The sequence below is a fragment of the Enterobacter sp. 22499 genome (genome assembly GCF_052044815.1).
Classification (GTDB): domain Bacteria; phylum Pseudomonadota; class Gammaproteobacteria; order Enterobacterales; family Enterobacteriaceae; genus Enterobacter; species Enterobacter bugandensis.
Window position 1 is genome coordinate 1511375 of the sequence record NZ_JBQENR010000001.1, and the last position, 15976, is coordinate 1527350.

The following is a 15976-nucleotide window of genomic DNA, read 5'->3' on the forward strand; positions in this document are numbered from 1 at the left end:
CCTGTATTAGCTAAATGTGTTGGTGACTTCCTGCAGGTCCCGATCGTCCAGCTCATGTTCAAAGCTGCGCAGACGTTTGTAGATGGACATCAGCTCCACCAGCGTGGTCCAGGAGTTGATCAGATACTGGAACGAGTTTCTGACCTGATCGAACACGTTGGTAATCTGGGTCAGTAAGCCCAGCGTGATTGTTCCCGCAACAATAGACGGGAACAACAGGAATAGTCCAAAAACAGTATCGACCTGCAGATAGAAAATACGGGCAATATTGAAATACATGTAGTGGAAATAGAGCCGGAAATAGTTGAAACGGACGTTGCGGAACAGCTCTTTTATCGTCGGGGGCGCAGCGCGCGTTGGGTCGTCCTCTCCGTAGACCAGCTCCTTACGATAGGCCGCTTCCACACGCTGATTCTTAAACTCTAAGCCCGGCAGCTTAATCCCGACGACGGCAAGCAGGCCTGTGCCCATAAGCGACCAAATCAGCGCCGGGATGAGCAGGCCGTACGGTAAATGTCCGACAATCGGCAATGCTGAAATATGGGGAGAAAGCGCGACCAGAATCGGTAAGAACGCAAACAGTTTCAGGATGGCATTAAGCAGGCTGACGCCCATATCCTCAAGCGTTGACGCAAAACGCATGGTGTCTTCCTGAACACGCTGAGCAGCACCTTCAATATGGCGCAGACGCTCCCAGTGAGTCATGTAGAATTCGTTCATCGCCGTACGCCAGCGGAAGACGTAATGGCTGACGAAGAAATTATTCAGCACCGCCACGGTGACAGCGATCATCGCAATGCCCATAAAAATTTTTAACTGATTATAAAGCTCGCCAATTGGCACCCTGTTAGGGGCGCTAAGCGCTTTCTGGATGAGATCGTAGAACGGGGCATACCACGCGTTAATGGCTACGCTCACTTCGACCAGAAACCAGGTGACAAAAATAATCAGCGACGTTCCGAGAATGGACCACGTCTGCCAGCGATGAGGGGAATAATTAAACCAGAACAGCGCAAATAGCCCGACGCAAAGCGCGTAATAGGCATAAAACAGCAGATAGCTGAACGACCAGAAGCGCGCCGCGCTAATCGGCACCTCGCCTGTCGCCCCCACGATGCGCGTCAGCCATGCACCGCCGCCCGCCAGCCAGAACACGACTGCGATCAGTGCCCAAATAAATGCCGACAGGAAAAAAGGCCCCGGCTTTGGGAAAAAAGACTTAAACATGATACTTCCTTCTTGTTGTTATGGTTGTTGCTGTGCTCAACACATTACCACACGAATACCTTGCCCGAGCCGGACCCCGGCTCGGGCAAAAAGGTCAGACCCGTGGGTTGATTATTAGTTCGCTTTCCAGTTTTCGAGAATTGTTTCGGTGCGTTTCACCGCGACAGGGTTCGCTGGCGCAATGAAGTTTCGCCAGACGTCGTTGTGGTGGTGAATCAGGATCTGTGCTTCGGCAGCCGGGCGGTTGGCGGTGGTGTGGGCATCTTCCGCCACGGTAATATGGTAACCCCGGCTGACGCCATTCTTGACCGTGGCGTCAACGCAGTAATCGGTGGCACAGCCGCAGATGACAAACTCGCGAATGCCCTGCTCGCGTAACAGCGCCTCAAGCCCGGTGTTATAGAAGGCATCGCAGGCGGTTTTGGTCACGTACAGCGCGCCGGCAGGTTGATGGAGTTCAGGCAGCAACGCAAACCCGTCACTTCCCTCTTCCAGCCCCCCGGCCTCGGTATGCTGAATAAAAATCACCGTGTCGGCAGCCTGCGTAAGCTGGTTGATCAGAGAGACACACGTCTCGCGCTGATGACGCGGGGTTTCAAACACCCCGTTCTGCATATCAACCACCATTACCACACGCTTTTCAGACATACCGTTCTCCGCAAGATTGAGTAACACTGGTGCCTATCATAAGCCCGATGTCACAAAATGGGAGAGCGCTCGCAGGGAAATTCTTCATATTTACCCATGGTTACGTTTTTCTCGCTATGGTTATGCTATTCGGGGCATTGCACGGTGCCGATTAGTAGTATAAATACCCATTACTTTCCTCATTCACTTCATGGATGCTTTTCGTTGAAACGTTGTCTGCTCTCTTTTGCCGCGCTGTGTGCGGTGAGCTTCTCCACCGCCCAGGCAGCCCAGCCGCTGACGGCGCCCGTTTTGGCTTCCGATATTGCCGATCGCTACGCGAACCTTATCTATTACGGCAGCGGCGCGACAGGAATGGCAATGGTGGTCATCGACGGCAACCAGCGCGTTTTCCGCAGCTTTGGTGAAACGCGTCCTGGTAATAACGTTCGCCCGCAGCTGGATTCCGTTGTGCGCGTCGCGTCCTTAACCAAGCTGATGACCAGCGAAATGCTGGTGAAGCTGCTCGACCAGGGCGTGGTAAAGCTCGACGATCCGCTCAGCAAATACGCCCCGCCGGGTGCCCGCGTGCCGACGTATCAGGGCACGCCAATTCGCCTGGTGAACCTCGCGACGCACACCAGCGCTCTGCCGCGCGAGCAGCCGGGCGGCGCGGCGCACCGCGACGTTTTTGTCTGGCCAACGCGCCAACAGCGCTGGAACTATCTGAGCACCGCCACGCTGAAATCCGCCCCGGGCTCGCAGGCCTCTTACTCGAACCTGGCGTTCGATCTGCTGGCGGATGCGCTTTCAACGGCGGCGGGCAAACCTTACCCGCAGCTTTTTGAAGAGCAGATCACGCGTCCGCTGGGCATGAAAGACACCACCTTTACCCCTTCCCCGGACCAGTGCAAACGCCTGATGGTGGCAGAGAAAGGCGCAAGCCCCTGTAACAACACGCTGGCGGCCGTGGGCAGCGGCGGGGTCTATTCCACCCCTGGCGACATGATGCGCTGGATGCAGCAGTTCCTTTCTTCGGATTTTTACTCCCGCAGCAGCCAGGCCGATCGTATGCAGACTCTTATCTATCAGCGTACTCAGCTGCATCGCGTCATCGGGATGGACGTGCCGGGTAAAGCCGATGCGCTCGGCCTGGGCTGGGTCTATATGGCACCGAAAAATGGTCGTCCGGGCATCATTCAGAAAACCGGCGGCGGCGGCGGATTCATTACCTACATGGCAATGATTCCGCAGTCCAACGTGGGCGCGTTTGTGGTAGTCACCCGTTCTCCGAACACGCGCTTCGTTAATATGAGTGACGGCATCAATAACCTGGTGGCCGAGCTGAGCGCCAATAAAGCCCAGGTGCTTACTGCGTCTAACTGATCTTAATATTCCGTGGGCAAGCGGTTGATGCTGACCAGCTTGCACCGGCTCATATTGATGTAGTTCCCCTGACGCAGCGCAGCCAGGACTTCTGCAACGACCGAACGTGAAATACGTGTGCTACGCTGAATATGATTCATAACGCCAATTTTTGAGCGCAGCGAGTCATCCCACTCGGCCATATTGATCAACATCGCCCGGATCTGACTATAAGAGTTATTTCCCACCAGCTGCAGGTCACGCTTGCCCAGAATATGGTTAATCCATGACACCCAGCAGAAAGCATCCTGCCAGAGATGATTTTGCTGAATAAGTTGACGCGTGGCAGAGACCGGTAAATAAAATCCAGAACAGGTTGTGTGTGTCATCATGGAATATTCCAGATAACTATCATTTATCCATGCATTCAAACCATAGATAAAAGGTGCCTGCGCAATGCCCATCAGAAGTTCATCAGATTTACGATGGATAGCGGTAAGACCAGACTGTATTACAAAAGTAAATGGCTCATCATCATTATTGCCGGTTGTTATTAATTGCTGTGGTTCGATCTTAAAGGGGGTACCGGCGACTTCCAGACATTTTGCGAGCCGGCTTAATTCAGAAAGTGGTTTCGCATTAACGTTCATGCATACCTCAAAGCATCTGTATCTGTCGGTTCTTTATTATTTTTAAACCATATAAAAAAGCGGGGGAAAATATCCCCCGCGCTTTCTATTTACCAGGTATATTTCACACCCAGGTTTGCTCCCCAGTTCTGGTCAACGTCGCCGCCGCCCAGATAAGTCGCATCGGTGTAAGCACTGAAGTTTTTGGTGAAGCTGAACTGGGTGCCCAGTCCCACGCGAACCGCAGAGCCTTCGACGCCGTTATCAATGCTGTCAGAGTTGATATCAGCATTATTGTCAGCATCGTCATAGACGTAAGCCAGCTTGAAGTACGGGGTCAGCGCCTGTTCGCCGCCGTAGTTGAAGGTATAACCCGCATCCAGGCCAAGTTCATAACGCATGCTGTCGTAAGACTGACCATCGATACGCATGTCGTTGCTCAGCTGGTAGTCGTCGCCTGACTGGAACAGGCCAGATACCGCCGCGTAAGGAGTGATGTAGCCTGACAGGTTTGGTTTCCAGTCATAGCCCAGCTTCATCCCGAAGCCAACAGCGTCAGAGGTGGTGTCACCGTCAACATACTGACCGTTGCTCATGGTTGCAGAGAGGTCATTGTTAAAGCGGGTGTAGTTCAGTGAGCTGTCGAGGAAGACGTTGTTCGCAAACGTCGCAGACGCGTAGATCATCGCAGTCTGGCTGTCCTGATCGACCTGACCCGTACGATCGCTGATATCGCCTTTCGCAAAACCAGCTGCACCACCGACGATCCACTTAGCATTATTACCGTCAATCTGCGTGTCCAGACCGACCATAATGCCGCTTACGTCCTGATCGTAGCTGACGGTGCCGTTATCCGCGTCAAAATTGCCGCCGAAATAGCTCACCCACGCTCCGCCGTTGTCTGCCAGGCCATGACGGCTGTTGGTCAGACGCGTACCCACGGTATCCTGCTGGAGATTCCAGATATTGGTGTTGGCAGAAGGAATGCTCAGCGCCATGTTGGCGTAGTCAGTCAGCTCTTTCTGCTGGAGAACAACGGTGTCACCCTCCTGCTGCGCCTGATAGGTGTAAGCACCTAAATCAGCTTTGTTTGCAGCAGTAAAGCTGGCTGCGGTATCTGCGTTATTGTCGTAGACGCGAACGATCTCTTTGTTTTTGTAGTCGGCAACTGAACCAGCGCCGGTTGCATCGTCGATGCGCACCTTGTAGTTACCGGCAACGTCACCGTTCACCGCCAGATGGCCGTCGGAGTTCAGCGCGACAACACCGTAGTCATACTCCGCGTTGTAGCGATCGTTGGTGATATAGCGTGCGTTGTTCAGATCACTGTTCAGCACATAATCGCGGCTGGCAACGTTGAGCACGCCGCCATCGGTCAGTACCATATTGTGCGTATCAACCTGACCCAGACCCAGCGCCAGCTCGGCACCGTTGTCTACGGTAATGGTGTTGGCATACAGCTCTGCTGTCTCTTCAGTCAGTGCCGCACGGCTATAGCTGTCCAGATACAAGCTGTCGGTTGCCACGGCTCCGCTGTCGCCAATATTCATGGTTGAAGCATTGGTCAGGGTGATTGAATCCGCCAGCAGGCCGGAGTTTTCAACATTGACCTGAGACTGGTTGTTCACCGTCAGCGCATCAATGTTGGAGACCTTGCGGGTATCCCACTCGGAACCGTTATCCAGCGCCACATTGAACAGGCCGCTTTGGTACACCTCTTCACCGGCAACGTGACCGTTGCTGTCGAAGGTAGAATCAGGCCAGATGCTGTTCGGGGACAGAGCGTGCCAGTCAACGTTGCTGTAGCCCTGGCCATACATCTGCGCAGTGCCGATAGCTTCAACGCTGGACTGCGCTGCACCGACCCACTTACTGCCGTTAGTCAGCGTAACATCCAGTGTATCGGTACCGTCCCAGCCGTTGGTGGTTGGGTTATAGACACCATCTTCAGTGGTATCCGTTGCCGGATCGCCATTCTCGTAGAAGTTGTTATCAAAGGTGCTGGAGAAAAGAATGTCACCCGTTACGGTAGAGTGATCGAAGGTAGCGGTGGTCTGCATGGCGTTATCAGACGCGCCGGCCGCAACGATCAACGCCGCATCATCCGCAGCCGAGGCGTTGGTTTCACCGTAGTCGCTCGGCTTCGCCGTTTGACCGTAGAACCCGTTGGTGCCCAGATCGCTGTACGCACCAGAGGTCAGCACGGAGTCTTTCACCACCAGCGTATCGGTAAAGACATTGCTGCTGTTAGCAACGCCTTCAACGCCGTCGTATGGTGTGTTATCCAGTTCCTGATAACCCTGCGTCAGCGTGATACCCGCGACGTGGGAGTTGTTCTGAATAACGATATCAGATTCAACGTCCAGGGTAATTGCGTTACCCAGACCATAGGTGTCCAGATAATGCGTTTCAGTATTCTCGCCATTGACGACATCATACGCGTAATGCTCGTAGGCATCGTTGATGGTGGAGTTATCAACGGTCAGGCTAAAACGATCGTACTGGGTATGACTGGTGCCGTCAGTATCCACGCCATCTGCACACGTCGTGGTCATACACTCTGACGTGATCATGCCGTTAATGGTGCTGTTAGAAATACTCAACGCGTTCGTACGGCCATTGACCCCATCATCCAGATAGTAAGTCGAAATAACACCGTTTACGGTTGATTTATTGATGACCGGATAAATGTCACCATCATGGGTGGCATCCGAGTAATCCCAATCTGCGTAGCCATAATACCACGGCGTAGATGCGGTATTATCATATCCAAAAGTATTATATGTCGTACCGGAAATATCTTTCGCATTAGCCTGAGAAGCGATAGCCAGCGTACAAGCTAATGCAAGTTGAGATACAACCAGTTTCTTTTTCCATGTTTGCATTGGGTCATCCCTCCTCAGGGACGTAAGCATGTTTGTCCGTAAATCAATTAGCAATGTTTAATTGCGGAGTGAATTATGCAGTTTCATTCAGAAAAGGTTCAATGAATGATTCATTTAAGTCCGTATACAGACAATCAGCAGATGTAAAACGAGAGAAAAAGAGCGCTAAATATAAATACTATAAAGAAAAAGTCAAAATAAACTAAACAAGCAAAGGTAATATAAGTTTTATAAACAGATCATTTTTATTTATACATTCCCTTCGTAATAGAATTAACATCAATAATTCGAACCGACATTCCGCAGGATTAGTTAATTATATATATTTCACTGGCAATCATAGACAGGCCGCATTAATCGGTATCAAAATGCCCACTTTAGTAAAACACCTCACTTCACTTTGAGGTACACTAACCTTCTTTGTTCCACAAACATCAGGCATACCATGACCGATTTAATTGCACGTCCCCGCCGCCTGCGTAAGTCACCCGCACTGCGCGCTATGTTTGAAGAGACAACACTGACCTTAAACGATCTGGTGTTGCCGATTTTTGTTGAAGAAGAGATTGATGACTACAAAGCCATCGAAGCCATGCCGGGCGTGATGCGCATTCCTGAGAAGCATCTGGCCCGCGAGATTGAACGCATTGCCAACGCGGGGATCCGCTCGGTGATGACCTTCGGCATCTCCCACCATACCGACGCCACCGGCAGCGATGCATGGAAAGAGGATGGCCTCGTGGCCCGCATGTCCCGCATCTGCAAAGATACCGTGCCAGAAATGGTGGTCATGTCCGACACCTGCTTCTGCGAATACACCTCCCACGGGCACTGCGGCGTGCTGTGCGATCACGGCGTGGACAACGATGCCACCCTGCTGAACCTCGGCAAGCAGGCGGTCGTGGCTGCCGCTGCGGGTGCGGACTTCATCGCGCCGTCTGCGGCGATGGACGGACAGGTTCAGGCTATCCGTCAGGCGCTGGATGCGGCAGGCTTTACCGACACCGCCATCATGTCCTACTCCACCAAGTTTGCCTCCTCCTTCTACGGTCCGTTCCGTGAAGCAGCGGGTACGGCGCTGAAGGGCGATCGTAAGACCTACCAGATGAACCCGCTGAACCGCCGGGAAGCGATTCGTGAATCCCTGCTTGATGAAGCCCAGGGCGCAGACTGCCTGATGGTGAAACCTGCTGGCGCCTATCTCGATATTCTGCGCGACATCCGCGAGCGCACCGAACTGCCGCTGGGGGCATACCAGGTGAGCGGTGAATACGCGATGATCAAATTCGCCGCGCTGGCCGGTGCCATCGACGAAGAGAAAGTGATCCTCGAAAGCCTGGGCGCGATCAAACGCGCGGGCGCGGATCTGATCTTCAGCTACTTCGCGCTGGATCTGGCCGAGAAAAAAATCCTCCGCTAATCTTCACCAAACTGCAATACAACCGACATCTGCTCCTTCTACTGTCTTCGCAAGACGGCAGGAGGAGTAATCATGTTTAGCCTCGATAGCGTTCTCGACGATCTTTGGCCTCAGGCGAGGCCTGCACCCTGGCAAAAAAGTCTGTTAAAAAGGCTGTTTTACGAAGAAGAATTCCAGCAGTTTGCCGCCGCTCACCGCCACCTGAAAGGACTGGATATGGTGGAGCAAGTTCTGGAGCACCTTGATATTCTCTGCACCGTTTCCGCCCGCGATCTCGAACAAATCCCCGAACATGGCCCACTGGTTATTATTGCCAACCACCCGACAGGCACGCTGGACGGGCTGGCGCTGATGTATGCCGTCTCCCGCGTGCGGCGCGACGTTAAAGTCGTGACCAACCGGATGCTGACCCACCTTGAGCCTCTCAGTTCGCTGTTTATTCCGGTGGACAATATGGGCGGCAGGACGGCGAAATCGTCTCTGGTTCAGATGGAGCAGCATCTGCAAAACGCGGGCGTGCTGATCTTCTTCCCGGCGGGTGAAGTTTCACGCCCCACGCGCAAAGGCATTCGCGATAAAAAATGGCACTCCGGCTTTATCAAACTCGCCAGCAAGCTGCGCGCCCCGCTGCTGCCGGTGCATATTCCGGCGCATAACAGCCTGCTCTTTTATGCCAGCACGCTGGTGTCGCCGACATTGTCGATGCTGCTGCTAATGCAGCAGATGTTCCGCCGCCGCCACAGCCAGCTGCCGATTAAAATCGGCCAGCAAATCGCCTGGCATCACTGGCATAGCGCCACGCTTTCGTCACGTGAGATGGCCGAGCAGTGCCGTCAGCACGTGATACGTCTTGGCAAGGGATTGCCTGGCGTCTTCAAAACCCAGTGCGCCATTGCCCGTCCGGAAGACCGGGCCACCCTGAAACGCGAGCTGGCGCAGGCGGAGTGTCTGGGTAAAACCAGCGACGGTAAAACCATCTACCTGTGGCAGCGCAACGGGCAGGAAGAGGCGCCTCTTCTGCGCGAACTGGGCCGCCTGCGCGAGATTGCGTTTCGCGCGGTGGAGGAAGGGAGCGGTAAACGCCGGGACACCGACAGCTACGATGACGATTATCTGCACCTGATCCTCTGGGATGAAGAGGATCTGGAGATCGTCGGGGCGTATCGCTTTATGCCGACGGCCATGCAGATCGAAAAGCGCGGCGTTGAAGGTCTGTACAGTTACAGCCTGTTCCACTACGACGACAAAATGCAGGACGTGCTTGAGCACGGCATTGAGCTCGGGCGCAGCTTTATTCAGCCGCGCTACTGGGGGCGTCGCGGTCTGGACTATTTATGGTCCGGCATCGGGGCTTACCTGGCGCGTTACCCACATTATCGCTACCTGTTTGGCCCCGTCTCCATCTCCGGCGGCTTACCGCCTGCGGCACGGGATCTGCTGGTCGCCTTTTACCGCCTGTGGTTCCCGGCGACGCATCCGCTAGCCGCGTCACGTCAGCCGTATCCGGCATCCTTACCGGACGTGCTGGCACAGTTTGGCGGCGTGGATTACGTGGACGATCTGACGAAGCTGAAATCCCTGCTCTGCAATCTGGGCTGCGGCATACCGCCGCTGTATAAACAGTATTCCGAACTATGCGAGCCCGGCGGCGTGCAGTTTATTGATTTTGGCAGCGACCCGGCGTTCAACAATTGCGTAGACGGTCTGGTGCTGGTGGATTTGTGCTACCTGAAGGCGAACCGCTATCAGCGGTATATTGAGGCGCACCTTTAATTGGCCGGGGATAGGTAGGCCGGGTAAGGCGTAGCCGCCACCAGGCAATTGTGCACCGTTTTCGCCGGGTGGCGCTGCGCTTACCCGGCCTACGGGTACTCCAGGATCAGGGGCGGTAAAACGGCTTATCACCCAAAATCGTCGCCCGCTGCATAATCCTTCGCTGCGGCAGATAGTCCGCGTTGGCGTAGTGCTGCGTCACGCGGTTATCCCAGATCGCCAGGTCGTTCTCCTGCCAGCGCCAGCGCACCTGAAACTCCGGTTTAGTGATATGTGCGAACAGGAATCCCAGCAGCGCGTCGCTCTCTTTCTCCGTCACGTCCACAATGCGCGTCGTGAATCCTTCGTTCACGAACAGCGCCTGCTTGCCCGTGACCGGATGGGTGCGCACCACCGGGTGCAGCAGCGGCGGATGCTTCGCCACCGCTTCCAGCCAGCGCTGATGCTCCTCTTCGCTTTTACGGTACTTGTATTCCGGGAACGATTTTTTGAAGTCGTGCTCCGCCCGCAGGCCGCTCAGCAGCGTCCGGAACGGCGCAGAGAGCGCCTCAAACGCCGCAATCCCGCTCGCCCAGAGCGTATCGCCACCGGTCTCTGGCAGTAATTTTGCTGCCAGAATTGCCCCGGCGGGCGGCGTCTCTATAAAGGTGACGTCCGTGTGCCAGTTGTCGTTGTCAGGCGGGTTATCGTTGTGGGTATCCAGAACGATAATCTCCTCCACCCCTTCCGCATGCGGATAGACCGGGTGAATATGCAGGTCGCCAAAACGCAACGCCAGCGCGCGCTGCTGCTGCGGGGTGATCGCCTGCTCGCGAAGGAACACCACCTGATGGCGCAGCACCGCGTGGTACAGCTGCTCAAACTGGTTATCGCTCAGCGGGCGGGACACATCCAGGCCCGACACCTGCGCGCCAATGTACGGCCCCAGCGGGGTGATGGTCAGTCGTTCACTCATTGTATTTCTCCATGCCAGGGCGTCAGGCGGCGCTGTAGCGCGCGCAGCCCCAGTTCTAATCCGAAGGCGATCGCGGCAATTACCGCGATCCCTGCCAGCACCACGTCAGTCGCCAGGAACTCTCCCGCCGACTGAACCATAAACCCTAATCCTCGCGTGGCGGCAATCAGCTCTGCCGCCACCAGCGTGGACCAGCCCACGCCGAGGCCGATGCGCAGCCCGGTTAAAATCTCCGGCAGCGCACCGGGTAGAATCACGAACAGCAGCACCTGCGTACGGCTGGCCCCCAGCGACTGCGCCGCACGAATGCGCACCTGCTGGGCACTCTTCACGCCCGCCAGCGCCGACATGGCAACCGGCGCGAAAATCGCCAGATAAATCAGCAGAATTTTCGACGTTTCGCCGATACCGAACCAGATCACCATCAGCGGCAAATAGGCCAGCGGCGGCACCGGGCGGTAAAGCTCAATGAGCGGGTCAAGGATGCCGCGCACCGTCGGGCTTAGGCCCATCGCGATCCCGACCGGGATACCGATAACCACCGCCGCCAGCAGCGCCACCAGAATGCGCGTCAGGCTTGCGCCGAGATGCTGCCAGAGCGTAGCGTCCATAAAGCCCTGCGGCCCGGCGATGGAGATGAGTTTTGCCAGCACCTGTCCCGGCGGCGGCAGAAACAGCGGGCTGACCCACTGCTGGGCCGCAACCGCCCACCACGCTGCCAGCAGCACCAGCAGCGTACCGACGCTCAGCGTAATTTGACGTGAGAAAGGCCAGCGCAGCGCCAGACGCGTGCGACGCGTTTTTTCACTGAAGACGATGCTCATGAGAAGGCCTCCCGCTGTTCAAACACGCGGCTTAAGACGTATTCACGCTGCTCAATAAACCGCGGATCGGATTTGATGCTGCGCACGGGTTCTCCCGCGACGTAGCGGCGGGCGAAATCCAGCGGCAGCCGCTCCAGCACGCGCCCCGGCCCCGGCGAGAGCAGCACCAGCTCGGTCGCCATAAACACCGCCTCTTCGATATCGTGGGTAATTAACAGCACCTGCTTGCCCGTCTCATGCCACAGGCGCAGCAGCAGGGTTTGCATCTGCTCGCGGGTAAAGGCGTCCAGCGCCCCGAACGGCTCGTCCAGCAGCAACAGCTGCGGATTCGCCGCCAGCGCGCGGGCGATCCCGACGCGCTGACGCTGGCCGCCGGAAAGCTGCCAGATAAAGCGTTTTTCCGCCCCTTCCAGCCCCACTTTTTTCAGCATCGCCCGCGCGGTTGCCAGCCGCTGTTCACGGTTCACACCCGCAAGCTGTAGCCCAAACGCCACGTTCTCCTGCACGTTGCGCCACGGAAGCAATCCTTCGTTCTGAAAGACCACGCCGCGCTCGGCGCCAGGGCCATCCACCTTTTTGCCTTCCAGCTGAATGGTACCGTGCTGATACGGTACAAACCCGGCAATCAGATTCAGCAGCGTGGTTTTTCCGCAGCCGGACGGGCCGAGCACCACCAGCAGTTCACCGCTGCCCAGCGTCAGGTTGATGTCCTCCAGCGCGGGTTTACCACCGTAATCGGCATACAGGTTCGTAATGTTCAGCATGGCGGACTCCTTATTTCACAAAGCGATCGGTGACGTACTGACTGTAATCCGCCGCGACCGCAGGCACTTTGCCCTGCTCTTTCAGGAAGGTTGCGGTATCCACAATCGCTTTGCTCACCGGCCCGTTTAGCTGCTGCACCTGCTGCGCGGGGGTCAGATAAGTATTGCCCCTCACCAGCCCCGGCACGTCCGCTTCCGGCACGCCGCTCAGGCGGGAGAGTTTTTCCAGATTGGCGGGCTGCTTCAGCCACTCATCCGGGTTGCTGATGTACGGCTGCTGGGCGGCAATTGCGCTTTTGGCGAAGGCTTTCACCACCTCAGGATGTTTCTCGGCAAAGTCTTTGCGCACCACCCACACGTCGAGGGTCGGCGCGCCCCACTGGCCCACTTTCTCGGAGTCGGTCAGCACGGTGCCGTCTTTTTCCAGCTCGTTTACTGCCGGTGCCCACACGTAGGCCCCGTCAATATCCCCGCGCTGCCAGGCGGCGATAATCGCCGGCGGCTGAAGATTGATGATTTGCACCTGCCCCGGCTTGATGCCCCAGTGTTTGAGCGCCGCCAGCAGGCTGTAGTGGGTGGTGGAGATAAACGGCACGGCGATGCGTTTGCCGATCAGGTCTTCCGGTTTGGTGATGTTTTTCTTCACCACCAGCGCTTCGGAATTACCGAGCTGAGAGGCGAGGAGGAAAACCTCAATCGGCACCTGCTGGCTGGCCGCGACCGCCAGCGGGCTGGAGCCGATATTGCCAATCTGCACGTCGCCGGACGCTAACGCACGCACGACGGACGCGCCGCTGTCGAACTTGCGCCAGTCGACTTTCGCGCCGCTCTCCTTCGCAAAGGTATTGTCCGCCTGCGCAACCTTCGCCGGCTCAGCCGAGGTTTGATACGCGACGGTAACGTCCACCGCCTGCGCCTGAAATGCCCACAGCGCCAGCGCGCCGAGAAGTGTGATTCGCGATGAAATTGCCATAGTGCCTGCTCCCCTGTTGTTATGAGGGCAGTATTTCCGGCGCGGGAATTTTGATAAAGGAATAAAAAAGAATCGCTAATGACGATTCGTTTTTAGAAAAAAAGCGGGAAAGGATAGTTGATTTTGTGCGGTTGGTTTGTGCCGGGTGGCGCCTGCGCCTTACCCGGCACAAACTCAGCGCTGCGCGTTCAGCTCTGCAATATCCTTCGGCGTGGTGCGACAGCATCCGCCGATTAACTTCGCTCCCGCCGCCAGCCACTGCGGCAGATACCCCGCCAGCGTCTCGCACGCTTCGCCGTGGTGGTGCCAGGTTTTGGTTACCGCATCATAATGCTCGCCCGAGTTCGGGTAGACCACCAGCGGCAGCGGCGTCAGGCTATGCAACTGCTTCAGCGCCGCCGTGGTGTTTTCCAGCGCGATACAGTTGATGCCCAGCGCGACGACCTGCGGATAGTCCTCCAGAGAAGAAACCACCTCCCGCAGCGGCGTGCCGTCGCTCAGGTGCTCGCTGTCGCGAAGGGTGAAGGAGAACCATGCCCGCGCGCGGGGATACGCCGTCAGCAACGCGGCCAGCGCCTTTATTTCCGTGAACGACGGCAGCGTTTCGCAGGCCAGCAGGTCTGCACCCGCGTCCAGCAGCGCTTCCACGCGCGGGCGATGGAATTCTGTGAATTCTTCGGCACTGCGCACGTAGTCGCCGCGATACTCTGAGCCGTCTGCCAGATACGCGCCGTACGGCCCAACGGAGCCCGCTACCAGCAGCGTGCCCGCGTGCGGGTTTTCGGCCAGGTACGCTTCGCGCGCCTTACGCGCCAGCTCCACGCTTTTGCCAATCAGCGCGCGGGACTGCGCCTCATCCAGACCGCGTGCCGCAAAGCCCGCAGGCGTGGCCTGGTAGCTGGCGGTGATCGCCACCTGCGCGCCCGCGCGGTAGTAATCAAGATGCACTTCACGGATAAGATCCGGGTTTTCCACCAGCACTTTGGCCGACCAGAGGCTGTCTGCAAGGTTACAGCCGCGCGCTTCCAGCTCCGTTGCCATTGCGCCATCCAGCACCACAAACGGCTGTTTTTCAAGGATGGCGGTAAGCGGATTATTCTGCGACATGTTCAGGCTCCTGCGATGTCATATTTCGGGTCAGGTAGTAGGCACCATAACACAGGGCGACGAACGGAAGCCCGCAATAAAGGGCAATGCGCTGGCTGGGGTCAAACCACAGGCCGACGCAGGCCACCACGCAGAGGATAAAACCGAGCACCGGCACCAGCGGATACCACGGCGCGCGGTACTGCAGCGCAGAGAGCGGCTGGCCAGACTGCAGATGACGGCGACGGAAAACGAAGTGCGATGCGCAGATGCTGATCCACACCGCCACCACCGCAAAGCCAGAAATGGCCGAGAGTGCGACAAACACCGTGTCCGGGGCCACCACGCTTGAGAACAGCGCCAGCACGCCGCCGAGCATGGAAACCGAGAGCGCCGTCAGCGGCACGCCGTTTTTGTTCACGCGGGCAAAGCAGCGCGGGAGCGTTTTCTCATTCGAGAGCGACCACAGCATGCGCCCGGAGGCGTACAGCCCGGAGTTCGCCGCCGAGAGGATCGCCGTCAGGATCACGAAGTTAAAGATATCAGCGGCATAAGGAATACCGACTTTTTCAAACACCAGCACGAACGGGCTTTTTTCCACGCCCGCCTGCTGCATCGGGATCAGCGCCGCCAGCACAAACACGGTGCCGATAAAGAAGATGATCAGCCGCGCGATGGTGGTGCGGATCGCAACCGGAATGACCTTGTGCGGATTTTCCGTTTCACCCGCCGCGATGCCGATAAGCTCGGTCCCGGAGAAGGCAAAGTTCACCGCCACCATGGTCATCAGGATCGGCAGGCCGCCGTGCGGGAACCAGCCCTCGGCGGTGAGGTTGCTTAAGCCCGGCGCGGGTGAACCGTCCTGCATCGGGATGAAACCAAAGACCGCCGCCCCGCCGAGGATGATAAAGGCGATGATGGTGATGACCTTCACCAGCGAGAACCAGAATTCCCCTTCGGCAAAGAAGCGCGTGGAGATGACGTTAAGGCCGAATATCACCACGCAAAAGACCACGCACCACGCCCAGACGGGCACCTGCGGGAACCAGTACTGCATGCAGAACCCGGCGGCGGTAAAGCTCGAGCCGAGCGCCACCGTCCAGGTGAGCCAGTAGAGCCACGCCACGGTATAGCCCGTCGCCGGGCCGAGATAGCGGGCGGCGTAGACGTGGAACGCGCCGGTTTCCGGCATCGCCACGGAGAGTTCACCCAAACACTGCATCACCAGCCAGACCACCAGCGCGCCGATCAGGTACGCCAGCAGCGTGCCCGCCGCACCGGTGGTGGAAATGATGTATCCGGTATTAAAGAATAACCCTGTCCCAATCACGCCGCCCAGCGAGAGCATAATCAGGTGGCGTGTTTTCATGGTGCGCTTAAGCTGTCCATTTTCTTGTTGTGTTTGCATATTACCTTCTATACGTATGGACATCTAAACATCCAAAGAA

At 56.8% G+C, this 15976-nt stretch carries 13 protein-coding genes; 3 read left to right on the forward strand and 10 right to left on the reverse strand.

Annotated features, from left to right (window positions below; genetic code table 11):
- Positions 1-6 precede the first annotated feature (6 nt).
- Both sbmA and ACTJI7_RS07420 read right to left on the reverse strand, forming a co-directional pair.
- Entirely contained in the window at positions 7-1227 is a 1221-nt protein-coding gene (gene sbmA / locus ACTJI7_RS07415) for a peptide antibiotic transporter SbmA (protein ID WP_028012117.1), read from the reverse strand.
- Between the two features lie 114 nt (positions 1228-1341).
- On the reverse strand, positions 1342-1875 hold the full coding sequence (locus tag ACTJI7_RS07420) for an isochorismatase family protein (RefSeq protein ID WP_440669966.1): 534 nt from the start codon (positions 1873-1875) through the stop codon (positions 1342-1344).
- A 204-nt stretch (positions 1876-2079) separates the two neighbouring features.
- Here ACTJI7_RS07420 and ampH point away from each other — a divergent pair, with 204 nt between their 5' ends.
- Positions 2080-3240, forward strand: coding sequence for a D-alanyl-D-alanine-carboxypeptidase/endopeptidase AmpH (gene ampH, locus ACTJI7_RS07425; RefSeq protein WP_041911111.1), 1161 nt, complete (start codon positions 2080-2082; stop codon positions 3238-3240).
- A 2-nt stretch (positions 3241-3242) separates the two neighbouring features.
- Here the strand turns inward: ampH and ACTJI7_RS07430 are convergent, their stop codons facing one another.
- Both ACTJI7_RS07430 and ACTJI7_RS07435 read right to left on the reverse strand, forming a co-directional pair.
- Positions 3243-3869: a helix-turn-helix domain-containing protein gene (locus tag ACTJI7_RS07430; protein WP_440669968.1), complete on the reverse strand. Its 627-nt coding sequence runs from the start codon at positions 3867-3869 to the stop codon at positions 3243-3245.
- An 89-nt stretch (positions 3870-3958) separates the two neighbouring features.
- Entirely contained in the window at positions 3959-6733 is a 2775-nt protein-coding gene (locus ACTJI7_RS07435; RefSeq protein WP_227442158.1) for an autotransporter outer membrane beta-barrel domain-containing protein, read from the reverse strand.
- A 445-nt stretch (positions 6734-7178) separates the two neighbouring features.
- Here ACTJI7_RS07435 and hemB point away from each other — a divergent pair, with 445 nt between their 5' ends.
- Entirely contained in the window at positions 7179-8153 is a 975-nt protein-coding gene (gene hemB, locus ACTJI7_RS07440; protein WP_028012112.1) for a porphobilinogen synthase, read from the forward strand.
- 72 nt (positions 8154-8225) lie between these two features.
- Entirely contained in the window at positions 8226-9926 is a 1701-nt protein-coding gene (locus ACTJI7_RS07445) for a lysophospholipid acyltransferase family protein (RefSeq protein ID WP_440669971.1), read from the forward strand.
- Positions 9927-10032: 106 nt separating this feature from the next.
- Here ACTJI7_RS07445 and tauD read toward each other — a convergent pair whose 3' ends face one another.
- The 6 genes from tauD to mmuP form a co-directional block, all read right to left on the reverse strand.
- Positions 10033-10881: a taurine dioxygenase gene (gene tauD / locus ACTJI7_RS07450; protein WP_041911116.1), complete on the reverse strand. Its 849-nt coding sequence runs from the start codon at positions 10879-10881 to the stop codon at positions 10033-10035.
- Positions 10878-11705, reverse strand: coding sequence for a taurine ABC transporter permease TauC (gene tauC / locus ACTJI7_RS07455; protein WP_041911117.1), 828 nt, complete (start codon positions 11703-11705; stop codon positions 10878-10880). Before tauC ends, tauD begins: the two co-directional genes overlap by 4 nt.
- Positions 11702-12469, reverse strand: a complete 768-nt coding sequence (tauB, locus tag ACTJI7_RS07460; protein WP_048957570.1) for a taurine ABC transporter ATP-binding subunit — start codon at positions 12467-12469, stop codon at positions 11702-11704. The genes tauC and tauB overlap by 4 nt, the downstream gene beginning before the upstream one ends.
- 10 nt (positions 12470-12479) lie before the next feature.
- A complete protein-coding gene (tauA, locus tag ACTJI7_RS07465; RefSeq protein ID WP_028012107.1) occupies positions 12480-13442 on the reverse strand; it encodes a taurine ABC transporter substrate-binding protein in 963 nt (320 codons plus the stop codon).
- 174 nt (positions 13443-13616) lie between these two features.
- Positions 13617-14549 (reverse strand): homocysteine S-methyltransferase, encoded by a 933-nt coding sequence (gene mmuM / locus ACTJI7_RS07470; RefSeq protein WP_100170707.1) that lies wholly within the window; start codon positions 14547-14549, stop codon positions 13617-13619.
- Positions 14536-15936, reverse strand: a complete 1401-nt coding sequence (gene mmuP / locus ACTJI7_RS07475) for an S-methylmethionine permease (RefSeq protein ID WP_041911121.1) — start codon at positions 15934-15936, stop codon at positions 14536-14538. The genes mmuM and mmuP overlap by 14 nt, the downstream gene beginning before the upstream one ends.
- Positions 15937-15976: the final 40 nt, after the last annotated feature.